The organism is Geodermatophilus dictyosporus (genome assembly GCF_900115505.1).
GTDB classification, from domain to species: domain Bacteria; phylum Actinomycetota; class Actinomycetes; order Mycobacteriales; family Geodermatophilaceae; genus Geodermatophilus; species Geodermatophilus dictyosporus.
On record NZ_FOWQ01000008.1, the window covers coordinates 149,488 to 166,110 of the forward strand.

Below are 16,623 nucleotides of genomic sequence, written 5' to 3' on the forward strand. Positions count from 1 at the left end.
GCCGGTCGGCGCCGCTCGCCGTCGTCGGGTCACGGGTCGGCGGGCAGCGGGGTCGCGGGCCACTCGAGCAGGCGCGCGCCGAGCACCGCGGTGTGCAGGGAGAACCGCTGGTCGGGCCGGGAGACGCTGTACCCGGTCAGCTGGGCGACCCGGGCCAGGCGGTAGGTGACGGTGCGGACCGAGACGTGCAGCCGGCGGGCGGCCTCCGTCGCGACCTCACCGGCGTCGAAGTACGCCTGCAGGGTCTCCAGCAGCACCCCCGGGCCGCCGCGCACCCGGGTCAGCGGCGTGAGGACGTCGCGGACCAGGTCGGCGATGGCGGCCTGGTCGCGGCCCAGCACCCGGTGGACGAGCAGGTCCCGGGCGTCCACGACGTCGCCGGTCAGGGCGAGCCGGTCGGCGAACACGACGGCCTCCAGGGCCTCCTCGTAGCTGCGGGCCACCCCGAAGGCACCGGGGAAGGCCCGGCCGGTCGCGACCCGCCACCGGCCGGGGACCCGCAGCCGCCGGAGCTCCTGGTGCAGCACGCCGCCGACGTCGCCGGCCGGCTCCCTCGCCCCGGCCGGTGCCGCCCCGCCGGGGACGACCACCACGACGCGGCCGTCCTTGGTGGCCACCAGCACCTCCCGGTCGCCGAACCGGCCGACGACGGCGCGCTCGAGGACGGTGGCCGCGCGGTCGAGCGCCACCCCTCCGTCCCGCGGCGCCACCAGGGCGACGTGGTGCGGCGTGCCCAGGTCGATGCCGAAGGGCTCGGCGCGCTCCACCATCCGCGACACGTCGGCGTCGCCCCGCAGCAGGTCGTCGACGAACTCCGCGCGCATCGCCTCCTCCCGGCGGATCATCTCGCGGCGCTCGGACTGGTGGCCGTCGACGAGCACGCCGACCGCGTCGTCGAGCACCCGCAGGACCGCCTCGGCCGCCCGGCGGACCTTCTCCGGGTCGGACGAGCGCACGACGACGGGCAGCTGCCGCCACAGCCGCCAGGCCGCGGACAGGTACAGGTCCACCGCGCGGCGGGCGTCGACGCCCTGCGCCGCGGCCCGGCGACCGAGCTCGCGGACCGCGTCGAGCTCCCGGGCGTCCGGACGGCGACCGTTGATCGCGGCGTCTGCGAGCAGGGGCAGGTACCCGCCGAGCAGCTCCGCCGGCGCCCGGACGGCGGCCGCGGCGGAGGTCCCCACCGAGACGAGCCACTCCTCCGACGCGCCGGCCGGCGGACCCGCGACGTCCCGGGTCATGGGCGCACCTCCCGTCCTGGCACGTCGGGTGCGACCACCGGCCGCGCCGCTGTTGCCGGTGGGCGGCAACAGCCTGCCGCACGCGGCCGCCGCGTCACCGGTGGGCGGCCGCGCCGCCCCCGCCCACCGGTTCGCCCCGGGCGCGCCGCTCCGGCGAGCGGCGCGGGGCCGCCCGCGGTCGCCCACGCGTCCGCGGACCCGTGGGCAGGCCGTCGGCGCGGGCCGGGTCCACGGCCACCGGCCCGGCCAGCCCCACCAGGTGCAGCGGGCGGAGCACGCACCGGCGTCCGCCGGTGCGGACGACCAGCCGGGCACCGCGCGAGCGGCAGCGGCGGTGCGCCCGCGCCAGCACGCCGAGCCCGGCGACGCCGAGGAAGGTCACCCGCTCCAGCCGGACGACGAGCTCGCGGACGCCGGCCCGGTCCGCCGGCGCGTCCAGGCAGGCCGCCAGCAGCGGGGCGGTGCAGGTGTCGACCTCGCCGACGACCTCGACGACCACGCGGCCGGGGCGGAGGTCGCGCACGGTGGTGACCGACAGCAGCTCACCGGGCACGGTCGTCGACCGTTCGGCGGAGGTGTGCGGCACGGGGGCTCCTGGTGGGAGGGCCCACCCGCCGGCGACCGCGAGGGGAGGGCGGGCACCGGCGGGTGGGTGTCCGGGACGGCTCAGCGCTGCTGGCAGGAGACGCAGGTCGCCGCGAACGGCCGGGACTCCAGGCGCTCGGCGGGGACGGCGCTCCCGCAGGAGGTGCACACGCCGTAGGTGCCGGCGGTGACGCGGTCGAGCGCGGCGTCGATCTCGCCGATCGTGCGCAGCAGGGCGGCCGCGCGGTCGACCGCGACCGGGTCCGGCACCGAGGTGGCCGCCTCGGCCAGGGCGAGCTCGCGCTGCCGGACGCAGTCGGCCCGCTGCGCCTCCAGCAGCGCGCGGAACGGCGCCCGGTCGGGAGCGGGGGGAGTGAGTGTCGACATGCTCTCCTCCTGGGAGACGAGAAACGCGCCCCGCGGGAGCGGGGCGCGCGTGCGAGGACCGGGCGCCGGGGGTCGGGACCCCGCCGGTGGCGCCCGGTCCCGGACGGGTCGCGGCAGGTCCGCGTCGCGCGGGCCGGGGGCCCGCGTGCGGTCGTGCACCACTGCTCCCCCTCCCGCCGGACCAGGGACCGGGACCCGACCCTCTCCCCGCCGCGCGGCCGGCGACAGGGTGCCCGCCGGTGAACCCGGACGCCGCTCCCTTGCCGACGACCGGCAAGCAGGGCGCCGACCGGTGCACCCCTGGTCGGGCGCGCTGGACGGGCCCGTTCGGAGGTCGTATCGCGTTACGATGCACCTGTCGCGACGGGAGCCGCGGCGGGGCTCCTGCCGAGGAGGTCGATCGTGCTCGACGACGACGGACGGTCCACCGGGGCCTTCCCCGGCAGCGGAGGGCGGCGGCCGGTGGTGGTGGGGCTGGGCCCCGGCGCCGCCGACGGCGACGCGCTGGTCTGGGCGGCCGCCGAGGCCGCGGTGCGGCAGGTGCCGCTGCGGATCGTGCACGTCGTCCCGCACCGGTTCGTCCTCGACCCGTGCGGCGTCCTCCTGTCGGTCGACGGCCTGCCCGGGGTCACCGCCGCGGCGGCCGAGGTGGTCGAGGCCGCCCTCGCCCGGGTCCGGTCCGTGGCGTCGGAGCTGTCGCTGTCCGGGTGCGTGCTGGCCGGCGCACCGGTGCCGCTCCTGCTCTCGGAGAGCCGGGAGGCGGGGCTGCTGGTGCTCGGCGGGCGGTCGCGACACCCGGCCGGCCGGGTCTGGGCCCGGGTCGCCGCGCGGGCGTGCTGTCCCGTCGTCGTGGTGCGCGACCGGCCCCGGGTGCCCGCCGGGCCGTCCCGGCCGTCGGTGGTGGTCGGGGTCGAGGCGACCGGGTCCTGCGCCCCGGCGCTCGGGTTCGCGTTCGCGGCCGCGACGCAGCGCGGCGTCCCGGTGACCGCGGTGCACGCCTGGGGCGCGGACGTCCCCGCCGACCTGGAGGGCGCCTGCGGCGCCCCCGCGGTCGCCGAGGCGGAGGCCCGGGAGGTCCTCGAGCGGGCGCTGGCCCCCCTGCGCCGCCGCTTCCCCGACGTCCCGGTGCACCGGCGGGTGCCCTGCACCGACCCCGCGGCGGCGGTGGTCGCCGCCTCGTCCGGCGCCGCGCTCGTCGTCGTCGGGTCCCGCAGGCTCGGGCCGCTGCGCCGGAGGCTGGCCCGGTCGGTCAGCCGCGAGGTCGTCCTGCGCGCACCCGCCCCGGTGGCCGTCGTGGGCGCCGACCGCGTCGAGTACCGCGTCCCGCCCGCGCCGGGCGCTCGCCGGCAGGTCCTCAGGCGGACTCGTGCCAGGCCGGGAGGGTGAGGGCGGCGTCCATCCGCCGCAGCTCGTCGCGGTGCAGCGCGGCGAGCCGGCCGAGGAGGGCGTCGCCCCGCGCGGTGAGGGTGACCCGCACGGCCCGGCGGTCGTCGGGGTCGGGTGCCCGCGCGACGAGGTCCTGACCCTGCGCGCGGGTGACCAGCTCCACCACGCTGTGGTGCCGCAGCTGCAGCCGCTCGGCCAGCTCGCGGACGGTGGCCCACTCGCGCCCGGGGAAGCCCTTTAGGGCGAGCAGCAGCTGGTACTGCTGCGGCGTGACGTCGTGCTGCCGCACGGTCTCCTCGCTGAAGCGCAGGTAGCGCCGGATGGCGGAGCGGAACCGGGCCAGCGCCTCGAAGTCCTCCTTGGTCAGGGGCTCCTCGGAGGCCGTCCCGGAGGGGTCCCGCCCGTCGTCGCGCGCGGGCCCCGGGGTCACGGCCGGGCGGCGGGGCGGACGGCGTCGAGGTGGCCGTCGTGGCTCGCGGCGACGTCCTCGAGCTCGACGACGTCCGGGAGGTCGCCGGCCTCCTCGTCGGCCGCGCCGTCGCCCGGAAGGCGGACGACGGACTCGTGGTCGCCCTGCGGTTCGACCTCGACGGCCCCGCTCATGCGCGTGCTCCCCTTCCCGTGCGCCACCCGCTGGTACCTCGCGACACGATACGCCGGGGCCGGCCCGCCGGACCGGGTCGCTCAGGCCAGGGCGGCGAGCACCTTCTCGACGCGGCGGGCCCGCGTCTCGGCGGTCCTCGCGCCGGCGACCGACTCCGCGTGCGCCCGCTGCCGGCTCGGGGAGAGCGCGCCCCACGCCGCGGTGGCCGCGGGGTCGGCGGCGAGCGCGGCGGCCAGGTCGGGCGGCACCTCCACCGTGCGCGGGGCGTCGTCGACCCGGAGCCGGACCTCGACCTCGTCACCGGCGCCCCGGCCCGTGGCCGCCCGGGTCGCGGCGTTGAAGGACACGAGGTACCGGCCGCCCATGGAGGCGATCGTCGTCCGGTAGGTGTGTGCGCCGTCGACGGTCACCTCCACCGGGACACGCTTGCCGCGGCCGAACCCGAGCACCACGTCCTCGGGGACGACGATGCCGACGTTGTTGCCGCCGGCGGCCCACAGCGTGGTGCGGAAGGTGGCCTCGGCCGGGGGCGGGGTGCTCATCGCGGGTCTCCTCGTCAGTCGTGCCGCTGGTCCTGCTGGGACCGGTACCGGACGGCGGACTCATCGGTGTCCCCGCGCGCCGGCGAGGTGCGCACGGCGAGCACGGCGATGTCGTCGTCGGCCCGGGCGCCGAGCCGCTCGAGGAGCAGGTCGCACACCTCGGCGAGGGGCCGCTCGCCGGGCGCCAGCTCGGCGGCCACGTCCGCCAGGCGGTCCAGGCCCGCGTCGAGGTCCTCGCCGCGCCGCTCGACCAGCCCGTCGGTGTAGAGGAGCACGGTCGTGCCCGGCGGCAGGACGGCGGTGTGGTCCCGCCGGGCCCGGCCGGCGCTCCCCAGGTCGAGCCCGAGGACCGGGTCGGGGCGGGTCTCGAGGGAGGACACCGCGCCGGTGGGGCCGAGCAGGAGCGGCGGCAGGTGCCCGGCCGAGGACCAGACGAGCTGCCGGCCGTCGTCGGACACCTGGGCGACGAGCGCGGTGGCGAAGACGGGGGCGTCGAGCGCGCCGGTGGCCGTGTCGACGGCGTCGAGGACGGCGGCCGGCGAACGGGACCCGTCGTGGCCGGCCACCCGGACCATGGTGCGCAGCTGGCCCATGAGCGTCGCTGCGTGGATGTCGTGCCCCGCGACGTCGCCGATGACCAGCCGGGTGGTGCCCGACCGGTCGCGGTAGGCGTCGTACCAGTCGCCGCCCACGACCTGCGCGTTGCCGGCGGGCACGTAGCGGGCGACGAGCTCCAGGCCGGGGAAGCGGGGGAGTGCGGTCGGCAGCAGGGCCCGCTGCAGGTGGGTGGACAGGCTGCGCTCGTGGTCGTAGGACAGGGCGCGGTCCAGCGCGAGCGCCGCCCGCTCGGCCACCGCCTCGGCCACCTCGACGTCGTCGGGGCCGAAGGGCGCCCGCCCCGACGTCCGGACCAGGGTGAGGACGCCGAGCAGCTCCCCGCGGGCCCGCAGCGCCACGCTGATCTCGCTGGCCGCGTCGAACCGGGCCCGCAGCTCGCGCTGGCCCTCGGACAGCCCGTCCAGGCCGGCCAGGTCGGGCAGCAGCTCGGTGGCGCCGGTGGCGAGGACCCGGCCGGCCCCGTGCCGGTCGCCGCGCCGGCGGGTGAGCACCCCCGCCAGGTCCGCGAGCCGGGGCTGCCGGTCGCGGCTGCGGTGCTCCAGGGCCTGCACGCGCAGCAGCCCGCTCTCCTCCACGGACGACACGACGGCGAGGTCGGCGAGCACGGGCAGGGCGACGCGGGCGATCGTGGCCCAGCTGTCGGCCAGTCCCGCGCCGATCGGCAGCGCGTCGCCGATGCGGGACAGGAACTGCGAGCGCGCGCGGGCCGCCTCGGCGTCGACCGCCAGCGCCCGCAGGGCCAGCTCCTGCGACGCGACGTCGGCGAGCCGGCCGAGCACCTCGACGTCCCGCGCGGTCCAGGCGCGCACCGCCGTGTCGGCGGCGGACAGCACGCCGGCCACCCGGCCGTCGGCGGCGTGCACCGGGAACCCCGCCCACGCGAGCACCCCCGCGCCCGCCACGGAGGGGTCCTCGCGCGTCCGCTCGTCGCCCCGGACGTCGTCGAGCACCAGCGGGCGGCCCGAGCCGAGGACGGTGCGGCAGAGGGACTCCGGAGCCGTGCCGTGGGGCCCCGCGCCGGCGACCGTCACCGACGCGATCGGCGCACCGGTCAGCAGCCGGACCAGTGCCGTCAGCCGGTCCCGGCTCGACCCGTCGTCGTCGTGCCGCCGTGCGAGGCCCTCCGGCCGGGCGGGGGAGCGGGCACCGGCGCGGACCCCACCCGGGTCCCCGCCCGATCCGTCGCGCACGAACCGATCATGCCAGGCCGGCCGGGCGCGCCCGGTTGAGCGGCGGGACCGCGGGTAACGGCCCGTGGGCGGGCCTGTAGCAGGACGGGGCCGGCCGGACCCTCCCCGCGGGGCGACCCGGGCCGCCGAGCCAGCCTGCTCGGCGCAGGCCGGGGACCCGGAGGGATGACGTGCACGACGAGATCTGGTCACACCGGCCGACACCCGCGGCCGGTCCGGCCGGGGCCGTCCTCTGGCAGTGCGCCCCGGCCACGACGTCGGAGCTGACCGACTCCCGCGCCCGGCTGCGCGGCCGGCTGGCCGACGGCGGACCCGCCGCGCCCGCCGAGGAGTGCCTCGACCAGCTGCTGCTGGCCTTCGAGGAGCTGGGCTCCAACGCGCTGCGGCACGGCTCCCCGCCGGTCGAGATCACCGTGACGCTGTCGTCGGGCACCTGGGTGCTGGACGTCAGCGACGGCGCACCGGGGCGGCAGCCGACCCCGGCGGTCGACCGCGACCCCGCCGCCGGCGGCCTGGGCCTGCACCTCGTCGCGCGGCTGGCGGTGGCGCACGGCTGGGACAGTCACGACGGCCGCAAGCACGTGTGGGCCTGCATCGACGTCGTCCCCGACGCGGGCTGAGCGCCCTCGGCGCCACGTGGCGCCCCCGGCGACGTCCCGCCCGGCCGGGGTCCCCGGGCCCGCGGCCCGGCGCCGGACGAGGTGGGCGACGAGCACCAGCGCCCAGGCGGGCAGGCTCAGCAGCAGCTGCGACCGGCTGTCGTCGCGACCGCGATCTGCACGAGCAGCGCGACGGTCGCTGCCGCCGTGCGGGCTCGGGGAGGCGAACGGCCGGTGTCCGGCCGGGCAGCATCCCGGTGCGCCGCTCCGGGGCACGCCACCGCACGGCACCCCGGGGCCGGGAGTGTCGGACGTGGCCGGTCCGGCCCGGTGGTCGGCGGGCCGGGTGCCCGCCACGATGGGCCCGTGGACGACGTCGCACCCCCGGCCGCCGCCCCGCGCACCGCGGTGGTGACCGGTGCCGGCACCGGGCTGGGCCGGGCCATCGCCCGGGCACTGCTGGCCGACGGGTGGGCCGTGGCCCTGCTCGGTCGGCGCCGGGAGGCGCTGGAGGAGACGGCCGACGGCGCCGCGCACACCCTGGTGCTGCCCACCGACGTCACCGACGAGCACCAGGTCGACGCCGCGTTCGCCGCCGTCCGCGACACCTGGGATCGCCTCGACCTGTTGGTCAACAACGCCGGCTCCTTCGGCCCGTCCGGCGAGGTGGACGAGGTCGACGTCGCCGACTGGCGGGCGACCGTCGAGGTCAACGTCACCGGCGTCTTCCTCTGCGCCCGCGCGGCGGTGCGGCTGATGAAGGCGCAGGACCCGCCCGGTGGGCGGATCGTCAACAACGGCTCGATCTCCGCGCACGTGCCGCGGCCGGCCAGCGTCGCCTACACCGCCACCAAGCACGCCGTCACCGGCCTGACCAAGGCCATCGCGCTCGACGGCCGCGCGCACCGCATCGCCTGCGGGCAGGTCGACGTCGGCAACGCCGCCACCGAGATGACGGCGGGCATCGCCACCGGCGCCCGCCAGGCCGACGGCTCGGTGCGGCCCGAGCCGACCTTCGACCCCGCGCACGTCGCCGACACCGTGGTGCAGACGGCCCGGCTGCCCCTGGAGGTCAGCGTCCCGTTCACCACGATCCTCGCCACCGGCATGCCCTACCTCGGGCGCGGCTGAGGGACGCCCGTGCGCTTCGCCGTCAACACCTCGATCCTGTTCGGCGACCTGCCGCTGGAGCGCCGCCCGGCCGCCGCGCGGGAGGCCGGGTTCACCGCGGTGGAGTCGTGGTGGCCCTTCGACGCCGTCGACCCGGGCGACCGGGAGGTCGAGGCGTTCGCCCGGTCGGTCGAGGACGCCGGGGTGCGGCTGGTCGCGCTCAACTTCCCTGCCGGGGCGATGGCCGACGGCGAGCGCGGGCTGGTGTCGGTGCCGGGCCGGGAGGCGCAGTGGCGCGACGCGGTCGCGGCCACCGTCGGCGTGGGCGAGCGGCTGGGGGTGCGGCTGTTCAACGCGCTCTACGGCAACCGGGTCGAGGGTGCCGACCCGGCCGCGCAGGACGCCCTAGCCGTCGAGCACCTGGCCCTCGCCGGGCGGGCGGTGGCGCGGATCGGCGGCACGGTGCTCCTCGAGCCGCTCAGCGCCGCGCCGCGCTACCCGCTGCGGACGGCGGAGGACGCGCTCGCCGTCGTCGACCGGGTGGCGGGGGAGGCCGGCGTGCGCGACCTCGGCCTGCTGCTGGACCTGTACCACCTGGCGGTCAACGGCGGGGACCTCGACCGGGAGGTCGCCGTCCACGGCCGGAGGGCCGCGCACGTGCAGGTCGCCGACGCGCCGGGGCGCGGTCCGCCGGGCTCCGGCGGCCTCGGCCTCGAGCGGCACCTGCGCCGGCTGGAGGAGGGCGGCTACGCCGGCTGGGTCGCGCTCGAGCACCTGCCCGGGGACGGCGACCCGTTCGCCTGGCTGCTCCGCGAGCGCCGCGCCGCGGGCTGACCGGCGGCGCCGTCCGCCCGGTCCGCGGTGTGTGCACCTGCCGCGGACCGGAGGCGCCGGGTCCTCTCGGGGGCCGACCCGCCGGGGTGAGCCGCTGTCGACTGTCGCCAGTCCACACCAGGGTGCCGCGGCTAGGATGAGGTACGACGAGGAGGCTGGTCCGTGAGCGTTGAGTCCCTGTCCGCCCTGGACCGCAGCACCCTGCGGGAGCGCTCCCTCGAGGCACTGCGGGCGGCGATCCTCTCCGGGCGCTACCGCCCCGGGGACCACCTCGGCGAGGTGGAGCTGGCGGGGTCGCTCGGGGTCAGCCGGGGCACGGTCCGCGAGGCCCTGCGCCACCTGCAGCAGGAGGGCCTGGTCACCGCCGGCACCCGCGGCATGTTGCGGGTCAACAGCCTGACCCCCGCGGAGGTCCACGAGCTCTTCCGCGTCCGCGCCGCCCTCGAGGCGCTGGCCGTCCGGGAGGTCGTCGCCTCCCCGCGGCGCGAGGCGGCCGCCGCCGCGCTGCGCGCGGCCGTCGAGCAGCTGACCGACGAGGCCGAGCCGGCGGCGCGCATGGAGGCCGACCTGGCCTTCCACCTGCAGCTGTGCCGGCTGTCGGGCAACTCCATGCTGGTCGAGGCCTGGCAGCGCCTCGAGGGGCGCATGCGGGTCGCGATCCTGGACGGGGCCGACCGGCAGGCGCCGATGATGGCCCGCGAGCGGCACGTGCCCATCGTCGAGGCGATCGAGCGCGGGGACGCCGAGGCCGCCGTCCGCGTCGTCGACGCGCACATGTCCGACGCCGCGGAGCACTTCGCCGCGCCCTCGCGTCCGGCCTGACTCCCCCGGCGGGGCGCACGCCCGGGGGACATGCTCCTCCGACGTGCCCTGAGGGGCGTCGCAGTGTCGTCCGGACGACGACCTGACCTGCGCGGACGCAGGTGCTGCCCCGGTGACCCTTGACACCGTGACCCGGGCCACCCACTCTGGTCGCCAGTTGACTGTCAACAGTCAACGGACAACGGGGACTCGACGCCCACCGCCCACTGGAGGTCACCGTGACCGAGCGGCACCCACCCGTCCACGACGGCCACCTCGAGGAGGTCGCCGCCTGGCACCCCATCGAGGGGACACCGGAGAAGAGGAAGGTCGCCATCGGCTGCTCCGTCGGGGCGACCATCGAGACCTACGACTTCATCGGCTTCGGCATCGCCGCGGCGCTGTACTTCAACACCGCCTTCTTCCCCGCGGACGACCCGCTGTCCGGCACCCTGCTGTCCTTCGCCACGCTCGGCATCGGCTTCGCGGTGCGCCCGCTCGGCGGGATCATCGGCGGCTACCTCGGTGACCGGATCGGCCGCAAGCCGGTCCTCGTCGGCTCCCTGCTGCTCATGGGCGTCGCGACGGTGCTCATCGGCGCCCTGCCCACCTACGAGCAGGTCGGCATCTGGGCCGGGATCCTGCTGGTCCTCGTCCGTGTGGTGCAGGGGCTGGCGTTCGGCGCGGAGTGGGGCGGCGCCATCCTCATGTGCTTCGAGCACGCCCCCTGGCGCAAGAAGGGCCTCTACACCGGCATCACCCAGGCCGGCTTCCCGGTGGGGCTGCTGCTGGCCAACCTCGCCTTCCTGATCAGCGTCCCGCTGGGCGGCACGTGGGCGTGGCGGGTGCCGTTCCTGCTGTCGGCCGTGCTGATCGTCGTCGGCATCGTCATCCGGCTCAAGGTCGAGGAGTCCCCGGAGTTCGAGGAGCTCAAGGAGGAGGGCGAGCTCTCGAAGAACCCGCTGCTCGAGGTGCTCCGCGACGACTGGCGCAACATCCTGCGGGCCTTCTGCCTGCGGATCACCGAGACCGCCGGCTACGCGGTGTCGGTCACCTTCATGCTGTCCTACGTCGCTGCCGAGGGGCTGGCCGACCGGTCGGTCACCCTGACCGCGACCATGATCGCCGCGGGGATCGGCATCGCCGCGACCACGGCCTGGGGCGCCCTCACCGACCGGGTGGGCCGGCGGCCGGTCTACCTGCTGGGCACCGCGCTGCACCTGCTGTGGGGCATCCCGCTGTTCCTCGTCGTCAACACCGGCGCCGCGGTGGCGATCGTCGTCGCCTTCGTCGTCAGCTACGCGGTCCTGCAGAACTGCCTGGCCGGGGTGCAGGGCGCCTGGTTCTCCGAGCTGTTCGCGACCAAGACCCGCACCACGGGCGCCTCGCTGGCCTACCAGCTGTCGGCCGTCGTCTCCGGCTTCACCCCGCTGGTCACCACCGCGCTCTACGCCGGCTTCGGCTGGATCGGCCCGGCGCTGCTCTTCAGCGCCTACGGCCTGCTCGGCCTGGTCGCCGCCCTGCTCACCCGGGAGACCTGGGGCCGGGCCCAGCGCGACGACGTCGCCGCACTGGAGCGTGCCCTCGCCACCCGCTCGTCCGTCCCCGCCCCGCGCTCCGGGACGCCCGAGCGCCGCACCCCGGCCGCCTCGGCGACCGACTGACCCCCCGACGACGAGGAGGACACCATGACCTCGCTGACCACACCGTCCACACCGACCGCGCCGACCGCACCAGGGGCCGCGCCCGGCACCGGGGACCGGGCCGAGCGGGTCGAGCGGATCCGCCGGGCCGCCCACCGGATCCGCCGCAACGCCCTCGACATGGGGGAGGTGCAGGGGCAGGGCTACATCGGCCAGGCGCTGGGCGTGGCCGACGTGCTCGCCACCGTCTACACCGACCAGCTCCGGTTCCGCCCCGAGGACCCGCACTGGCCCGGCCGGGACCGCTTCCTGCTCTCCATCGGCCACTACGCCATCGCCCTGTACGCGGCGCTGGCCGAGGCCGGGACCATCCCGCTCGAGGAGCTGGAGACCTACGGCTCGGACGGGTCGCGGCTGCCGATGTCGGCCATGGCCTCCTACACCCCGGGCGTGGAGATCTCCGGCGGCTCGCTGGGCCACGGGCTGCCCGTGGCGACCGGGATGGCGCTCGCCCTGCGCCACCAGGGCAACGGTGCGCGGGTGCTGGACCTGCTCTCCGACGGCGAGCTGGACGAGGGCTCGACCTGGGAGGCGGCCCTGGCCTGCGCCCACCACGGCCTGGACAACGTGACGGCGATCGTCGACGTCAACGCCCTGCAGGCCGACGGCCCCACGGCCGGCGTGCTGCGCACCGAGCCGGTGACCGACAAGTGGCGCGCCTTCGGCTGGCACGCCCTGCGGGTGGACGGCAACGACGTCGGCGCGCTCGTCGACGCCTTCGACGAGCTGCGCGGCCACCGCGGCTCGCCCTCGGTCCTCGTCTGCGACACCCGCATCGGCCGCGGCGTGCCGCTGCTGGAGAGCCGGGAGAAGGCCCACTTCATGCGCGTCGAGGAGCACGAGTGGCAGATCGCCCGCGACCAGCTCGAGGAAGGACTGGCCCGATGACCAGCACGACACCGGAGAAGCGGCTCACCACGTCGGCGATGATCGCCTCGTTCGCCGACCCCGGTCAGCGGACCACGAGCGCCCCCTTCGGGCACGCGCTCAACCGGCTGGCCGAGCAGCGGCCCGAGGTCGTCGGCCTGTCGGCCGACCTCGCCAAGTACACCGACATGCACGTCTTCCGCGACGCCCACCCGGACCGCTTCTTCCAGATGGGCATGGCCGAGCAGTCGCTGCTCGGGACGGCCGCCGGGATGGCGGAGGTCGGGCTGGTGCCCTTCGCCTCCACCTACTCGGTGTTCGCCACCCGCCGGGCCTACGACTTCCTCTGCCTGGACATCGCCGAGCCGGGCCTCAACGTCAACGTGGTCGGCGCGCTGCCCGGACTCACCACCGGCTACGGGCCCAGCCACCAGGCCACCGAGGACCTCGCGATCCTGCGCGGCTGCCCCGGCCTGACCGTCGTCGACCCCTGCGACTCCGTCGACATCGAGCAGGCCGTCCCGGCGTTGGCCGACCACCCCGGCCCGACCTACCTGCGGCTGCTGCGCGGCGCGGTGCCGACAGTGCTCGACGAGTACGACTACCGGTTCGAGCTCGGGAAGGCCGCCGAGCTGCGCACCGGCCGCGACGTCGTGCTGATCTCGACCGGGCTGATGACGATGCGGGCGCTGCAGGCGGCGGCCCGGCTCGAGGCCGACCACGTCGACGTCGCCGTCCTGCACGTGCCGACGATCAAGCCGCTGGACACCGAGGCGGTCCTGCGCGCGGCCCGCACCGACCGGCTCGTCGTCACCCTGGAGAACCACACGGTCGTCGGCGGCCTGGCCGAGGCGGTCGCCTCGACGCTCGCCTTCGCCGGGGCCACCACCCGGGTGGTGCCGATCGCGCTGCCCGACGAGTTCCTCGCCGCCGGCGCCCTGCCCACCCTGCACGACCGCTACGGCCTGTCCACCGACGCCGTCGTCGCCCGCGTGCGCGGCGAGCTCGGCGGCGGGACCGCGCCGCGCTGGGTCCCCGAGCCCGCCCCCGCCACCGCCTGACCACCCACCCCGAAGACCCCCGGAGGAACACCGTGCCCACCACCGACAGGACCGCCGTCGTCACCGGCGCCGCGTCCACCCGCGGCATCGGCCGCGCCACCGCCCACGCCCTCGCCGCCGCCGGCTGGCACGTCGCCGTCCTCGACCTCGACGAGGCCGGCGCCAAGGAGGCCGCCCACGAGATCGCCGACCGGCACGGCGTGCAGGCCGTCGGCACCGCCTGCGACGTCACCGACGAGGCGTCGGTCGAGACCGCCCTCGCCGTCCTCGACGCCGCCCTGCCCCCGGTCGGCGCGCTGGTCAACAACGCCGGCATCACCTCGCCGACGCCCTTCCTCGAGGTCAGCGGCCAGGAGTGGGACCGCATCTTCGCCGTCAACGTCCGCGGGTCGTTCAACGTGACCCGCCGCCTCGCGCCCGGCATGGCCGAGCGCGGGTTCGGCCGCATCGTCTTCCTGTCCTCGGTGTCGGCCGAGCGCGGCGGCGGCGTCTTCGGCGGGGTGGCCTACTCCGCCGCCAAGGCCGCCGAGCTCGGGTTCACCCGCGCGCTGGCCCGCGAGCTGGGGCCGCACGGCATCACGGTCAACGCCGTCGCCCCGGGGCTCATCGACACCGACATCACCGGCGGCGCGCTGGAGGGCGAGCGCAAGACCGCGCTGGTCGCCGGCATCCCGGTCGGCCGCAACGGCCGGGTCGAGGACGTCGCCGACCTGATCACCTACCTCTGCCGCGAGGAGACCGGGTACGTCACCGGCGCCACCTACGACGTCAACGGCGGCTCGCACATCCACTGAGGACCGGCCCGGCGTCTCGCGGTGTGTGCACGTGCCGCGGACGCCGGGCCGTCGCGTCCGCGGTGTGTGCACGCACCGCGGACCGAGCGCTGTCAGGGGGTCGCGGACGGCGTCCGGGCGGCCGGCCCGCCGGTGAGGCGGCGGTCCCAGGTGGCCAGCACCTGCGGGTCGGTCGGCCGCGAGGCGAGGCTGCCGGCCAGGTAGCCGGCGAGCGCCGCGGCGAGGCCGTAGTAGATGGGCTCGTTGGCGTAGATGTCGCCGACGACGACCATGGTCACGAGCGTGGCCAGCGTGCCGGCGGCCATCGACACCAGCGCGCCGACGTTCGTCCCGCGCCGCCACACCAGGCCGCCGAGGATGGCCACCAGCAGGCCGCCGACCAGGATGTCGTAGGCGATGGTGAGCGCGGCGACGACGTCCTGCAGCACGCACGCGATCGCGATCATCACCACGCCGAAGCCGGCGACGTAGAGCCGGTTGCTGCGGACGTGCTCGTGCTCGCTGCCGGCCTCCGGGTCGCGACCGCGCAGCCGCGCGACGATGTCCTGGCTGAACACCGTGGCGGTGGCGATGAGCGCGCCGCTGGAGGTGGACATCACCGCGGCCAGGGCGGCGGCGAGCACGAGCCCGGCCAGCAGCGCCGGCATGGTGGCCTCCACGACCGCGGCGAACGCGTCGTCGCGGGCGTCGAGCGCCGGCAGGACCACCCGCGCGGCCATCCCGATCACGGCGCCGGCCACGCCGTAGAGCAGGCAGTAGACGCCGGCGGCCGTCCCGGCCCAGCGGGCCACCCCGGGGCTGCGCGCGGTGAACACCCGCTGCCAGATGTCCTGCCCGATGAGCAGGCCGAAGGTGTAGACGACGAAGTAGGTGACGATCGTGCCGCCGCCGATGGTGGTCAGCGACAGGGCGTCGGCGGGCAGGCCGTCGGCCAGCCCGCCGAACCCGCCGGCCTCCAGGACGACGACCGGCAGCAGGACGAAGAAGATGCCGACGGTCTTGATCACGAACTGCACGAAGTCGGTCAGGGTGATCGACCACATCCCGCCGAGCGTCGAGTACAGGACGACGACGGCCCCGCCGACGACGATCGAGGGCACCCGCCCCAGGTCGAGCAGGGCCCCGAAGATGGTCGCGTAGGCGATCGTCGAGGTGACCGACAGCATCAGCGTGTAGCCGAACATCACCACACCGGAGAGCACGCTCGACCCGGGGCCGTAGCGCAGCTCGAGCATCTGGCTGACGGTGTAGACGCCCAGCCGCTGGATGCGGCCGGCGATCAGCAGCGAGAGCGCCAGGATGCCGGTGCCGATGGCGACCACCAGCCACATCCCCGACAGCCCGTACTCGTAGCCCAGCCCGACGCCGCCGATCGTCGAGGCGCCGCCGAGCACGATGGCGGCCATCGTCCCGGAGTAGAGCAGCGGGCCCAGCCGCCGGCCGGCGACCAGGAAGTCCGACTGGGTGGTCGCCCGGCGCTTGCCCCAGAAGCCGAAGGCGATCATGGCGGCCAGGTAGAGGCCGACGACGGCGACGTCCACGACTGTCCTCCTCCTCGTGTCTGCGTCGGGTCGGGTCCGGCCGGCCGGCTCAGCGCGGGGTGGCCCCGCTCGGGCGGAACGGCGCGCCGTGACCGGGGACGACGAGGGTGGCCAGGTCCAGCACGCGCTCGCGCTGGCGCCGCAGCTCGTCGCGGTCGGGGGAGTAGGGGTCGTCGGCCGGGCCCTCGCCGGTCCACCACAGGTGGGTCAGCGCGACCACGTCGTCGGCCGTGCCCACCAGGGTCGTGACGTCCTGCGGGGTGTGCCCCGGGGTGGCCAGCAGCCGCACCGAGGGGGTGAGCTCGACGCCGTCGGCGGGGCGGCGGGTGAACACGTCGCCCTCGATCACCGACTGGAAGTCGTGCACCGGGACCACCGGGAACAGTGCCACGTTGAGCGTGTGGTCGAGGTGGTGGTGGCTGACGACGACGTCGGTGACGTCGCCAGGCTCGACCCCGAGCGCGCGCAGCGGCCGCAGGATCAGCTCGCGGTCGGCGACCATGCCCGGGTCCACGACGACCACCCGGTCGGCGTCGCGGACCAGGCTCACCGTCCCGGCCACGTTCGGCAGTCGGGCGTAGCCCTCGACGAGGACGTCGACGCGGGCGGTGCGGGAGAGGTCGGCCACGCGGCGGACCGTAACAGCGCAGCTCACCGCGCACCGGCCCCTGCGCACCGGCCATGCGCACGGGTCATCGGGCGGGCTATTGGACAGCACCGCTCCGGGAGGACGAGGCTGCCCGGGGACCGGTCGCGTGGG

The 16,623-nt window shown here is 76.7% G+C and carries 18 protein-coding genes; 9 read left to right on the forward strand and 9 right to left on the reverse strand.

From position 1 onward, the window contains the following. Positions 1-29: 29 nt before the first annotated feature. The 3 genes from BMZ33_RS18105 to BMZ33_RS18115 all read right to left on the reverse strand — a co-directional run bounded on the left by BMZ33_RS18105 (position 30) and on the right by BMZ33_RS18115 (position 2,213). Positions 30-1,241, reverse strand: a complete 1,212-nt coding sequence (locus BMZ33_RS18105) for a PucR family transcriptional regulator (RefSeq protein ID WP_091114094.1) — start codon at positions 1,239-1,241, stop codon at positions 30-32. A gap of 94 nt (positions 1,242-1,335) precedes the next feature. Continuing rightward, positions 1,336-1,827, reverse strand: a complete 492-nt coding sequence (locus tag BMZ33_RS18110) for an STAS domain-containing protein (RefSeq protein WP_169064522.1) — start codon at positions 1,825-1,827, stop codon at positions 1,336-1,338. Positions 1,828-1,907: 80 nt separating this feature from the next. After that, complete coding sequence (locus BMZ33_RS18115) at positions 1,908-2,213, reverse strand: TraR/DksA family transcriptional regulator (protein WP_091114102.1); 306 nt, start codon at positions 2,211-2,213, stop codon at positions 1,908-1,910. A 402-nt stretch (positions 2,214-2,615) separates the two neighbouring features. Between BMZ33_RS18115 and BMZ33_RS18120 the strand changes: the two genes are divergently transcribed. Beyond that, the gene (locus tag BMZ33_RS18120; RefSeq protein ID WP_091114105.1) at positions 2,616-3,599 is read left to right on the forward strand and encodes a universal stress protein; all 984 of its coding nucleotides are present in this window, start codon (positions 2,616-2,618) and stop codon (positions 3,597-3,599) included. Here the strand turns inward: BMZ33_RS18120 and BMZ33_RS18125 are convergent. The 4 genes from BMZ33_RS18125 to BMZ33_RS18135 form a co-directional block, all read right to left on the reverse strand. Beyond that, the gene (locus BMZ33_RS18125; protein ID WP_091114110.1) at positions 3,568-4,029 is read right to left on the reverse strand and encodes a MarR family winged helix-turn-helix transcriptional regulator; all 462 of its coding nucleotides are present in this window, start codon (positions 4,027-4,029) and stop codon (positions 3,568-3,570) included. The two genes, BMZ33_RS18120 and BMZ33_RS18125, sit on opposite strands and share 32 nt — an antisense overlap. Continuing rightward, positions 4,026-4,202 carry a hypothetical protein gene (locus BMZ33_RS23495; protein ID WP_169064523.1) on the reverse strand — a complete coding sequence of 59 codons (177 nt, stop codon included), beginning with the start codon at positions 4,200-4,202 and terminating at the stop codon, positions 4,026-4,028. The genes BMZ33_RS18125 and BMZ33_RS23495 overlap by 4 nt, the downstream gene beginning before the upstream one ends. An 81-nt stretch (positions 4,203-4,283) precedes the next feature. Continuing rightward, a complete protein-coding gene (locus tag BMZ33_RS18130; protein ID WP_091114114.1) occupies positions 4,284-4,745 on the reverse strand; it encodes a DUF1905 domain-containing protein in 462 nt (153 codons plus the stop codon). A 14-nt stretch (positions 4,746-4,759) separates the two neighbouring features. Next, on the reverse strand, positions 4,760-6,553 hold the full coding sequence (locus BMZ33_RS18135; RefSeq protein WP_169064524.1) for a GAF domain-containing SpoIIE family protein phosphatase: 1,794 nt from the start codon (positions 6,551-6,553) through the stop codon (positions 4,760-4,762). A 170-nt stretch (positions 6,554-6,723) separates the two neighbouring features. Here BMZ33_RS18135 and BMZ33_RS18140 point away from each other — a divergent pair, with 170 nt between their 5' ends. The 8 genes from BMZ33_RS18140 (at position 6,724) to BMZ33_RS18175 (ending at position 14,322) form a co-directional block, all read left to right on the forward strand. Beyond that, entirely contained in the window at positions 6,724-7,173 is a 450-nt protein-coding gene (locus tag BMZ33_RS18140) for an ATP-binding protein (protein WP_169064525.1), read from the forward strand. Positions 7,174-7,518: 345 nt separating this feature from the next. Continuing rightward, positions 7,519-8,283, forward strand: a complete 765-nt coding sequence (locus BMZ33_RS18145; protein ID WP_091114121.1) for an SDR family oxidoreductase — start codon at positions 7,519-7,521, stop codon at positions 8,281-8,283. 9 nt (positions 8,284-8,292) lie between these two features. Continuing rightward, positions 8,293-9,096, forward strand: coding sequence for a TIM barrel protein (locus tag BMZ33_RS18150; protein WP_091114125.1), 804 nt, complete (start codon positions 8,293-8,295; stop codon positions 9,094-9,096). A 162-nt stretch (positions 9,097-9,258) separates the two neighbouring features. Continuing rightward, positions 9,259-9,918, forward strand: coding sequence for a GntR family transcriptional regulator (locus tag BMZ33_RS18155; protein ID WP_169064526.1), 660 nt, complete (start codon positions 9,259-9,261; stop codon positions 9,916-9,918). Positions 9,919-10,136: 218 nt separating this feature from the next. Then, complete coding sequence (locus BMZ33_RS18160; protein ID WP_091114128.1) at positions 10,137-11,561, forward strand: MFS transporter; 1,425 nt, start codon at positions 10,137-10,139, stop codon at positions 11,559-11,561. 24 nt (positions 11,562-11,585) lie between these two features. Further along, positions 11,586-12,488 carry a transketolase gene (locus BMZ33_RS18165; protein ID WP_169064527.1) on the forward strand — a complete coding sequence of 301 codons (903 nt, stop codon included), beginning with the start codon at positions 11,586-11,588 and terminating at the stop codon, positions 12,486-12,488. After that, positions 12,485-13,528: a transketolase family protein gene (locus tag BMZ33_RS18170; protein WP_091114132.1), complete on the forward strand. Its 1,044-nt coding sequence runs from the start codon at positions 12,485-12,487 to the stop codon at positions 13,526-13,528. The genes BMZ33_RS18165 and BMZ33_RS18170 overlap by 4 nt, the downstream gene beginning before the upstream one ends. 32 nt (positions 13,529-13,560) lie before the next feature. Next, positions 13,561-14,322 carry an SDR family NAD(P)-dependent oxidoreductase gene (locus tag BMZ33_RS18175; protein ID WP_091114135.1) on the forward strand — a complete coding sequence of 254 codons (762 nt, stop codon included), beginning with the start codon at positions 13,561-13,563 and terminating at the stop codon, positions 14,320-14,322. A 92-nt stretch (positions 14,323-14,414) separates the two neighbouring features. On the opposite strand, the gene BMZ33_RS18180 is transcribed toward BMZ33_RS18175, so the two are convergent. Together BMZ33_RS18180 and BMZ33_RS18185 are read right to left on the reverse strand one after the other, a co-directional pair. Continuing rightward, positions 14,415-15,863: a sodium:solute symporter family protein gene (locus BMZ33_RS18180; protein WP_091114139.1), complete on the reverse strand. Its 1,449-nt coding sequence runs from the start codon at positions 15,861-15,863 to the stop codon at positions 14,415-14,417. A 49-nt stretch (positions 15,864-15,912) separates the two neighbouring features. Next, the gene (locus tag BMZ33_RS18185; protein WP_091114144.1) at positions 15,913-16,491 is read right to left on the reverse strand and encodes an MBL fold metallo-hydrolase; all 579 of its coding nucleotides are present in this window, start codon (positions 16,489-16,491) and stop codon (positions 15,913-15,915) included. Positions 16,492-16,623 lie beyond the last annotated feature (132 nt).